The sequence below is a fragment of the Burkholderia sp. Ac-20379 genome (genome assembly GCF_017104645.1).
Classification (GTDB): Bacteria; Pseudomonadota; Gammaproteobacteria; order Burkholderiales; family Burkholderiaceae; genus Burkholderia.
In genome coordinates, this window is record NZ_JAAGPF010000756.1 from 1 (window position 1) to 1,037 (window position 1,037).

Genomic DNA, 1,037 nt, shown 5'->3' on the forward strand with positions numbered 1-1,037 from the left:
CCGCGCCCGGCGCGTCGCTCGCGGCCGCGGCCGCCAGCGCGGCCGAGCCGGCCGGATCCGCCGCGGCCGGCTGATGGATCAGCGGCGAGCTCATGCTGCGGCCTTCTGCAGTTCGGCGACAGCGGCGGCCAGCGAGTCGATGCTCGAGAACAGGCGGCGCGTGAGCATGCGGTCCGGCACCTCGATGCCGAATTCGTCCTCGATGGCGAGCATCAGGTGGACGGTGGCGAGCGAGGAAAGGCCGGCGGCGTAGAGATCGGCGTCGTCGGCGAGCGTATCGACCGGCACGCTCAGACGGGCGGATTCGGAAAGGATGCGGCGCAATGCGGTTTTCATGGAATGAGGTCCCCGAGTGGGTGCTGCTGGTGCGTTCGGCGGTTCGAACCATGTGGCGCCGCGATCCACAGCCCCGTGGCATGCGCTGGCTCCAACCCCCGCTGGTCATGACCGCGTCCGGCGGCCTGGCGCCCGCGTCGCGCGGTGCGTCCGGCTGGGCGGCCGTCATGCGGTGCGCGTCGTGGCCGGTTCGTTGCCGAACGCTGCGCCTCTCGGTGCTCCGTGGTTTCTATTAGACGAATTGCGGCGAGCCCGCGTCCGTGCGATTCCGCACCGAGCGGGAGAGGGCGGCCGGGACGCGTCGGGTCTGAGGAATCCGGGCGCCGGGAGGCAGCCTGGCGCCTGCCGCAGCCGGGCAGGCGCGTCGAGGTGACGATCGGCCGCGGCGATCCGGCCCGTCGGCTGGAATCGGCCGCCCGGATCGTGCGGGAATCCACGGCGGCGGCGCGCTACAATCCTGCGTTTGACGCCATTGCCGCCCGCCGCGCAGCCCGCCCGGCGCCGGCGCGCACGATTCCGCATTCGATGAACCAGCCTCGCTCCCCCCGTCCGTCCCGTCCGCGTCACGCCAATCCGGGCAAACCGGCGCCGGCGGCCACGCGTTTGTCCGCGCTGCACCTGCCGCCCGATTCGCTCGGCTTCGCGCTCGACGGCGCCGCGCAGGCGCTGGTCGCGGTGTCGAACGGCAGCGCGCTGCCCGC

At 73.2% G+C, this 1,037-nt stretch carries 1 protein-coding gene and 1 pseudogene; one reads left to right on the forward strand and one right to left on the reverse strand.

Translation table 11 applies throughout. The annotated features are described in order from the left end of the window. Positions 1 to 90 precede the first annotated feature (90 nt). Complete coding sequence (locus G3N92_RS34430) at positions 91 to 336, reverse strand: acyl carrier protein (RefSeq protein WP_206131927.1); 246 nt, start codon at positions 334 to 336, stop codon at positions 91 to 93. Between the two features lie 525 nt (positions 337 to 861). Between G3N92_RS34430 and G3N92_RS34435 the strand changes: the two are divergent. Beyond that, positions 862 to 1,037: pseudogene (locus G3N92_RS34435) on the forward strand (16S rRNA (cytosine(967)-C(5))-methyltransferase RsmB); the annotation flags it as partial.

What these genes read in the sequence shown, in the direction of transcription:
- G3N92_RS34430 (WP_206131927.1), bottom strand. Translation starts at nt 336, where the DNA reads ATGAAAACCGCATTGCGCCGCATCCTTTCCGAATCCGCCCGTCTGAGC.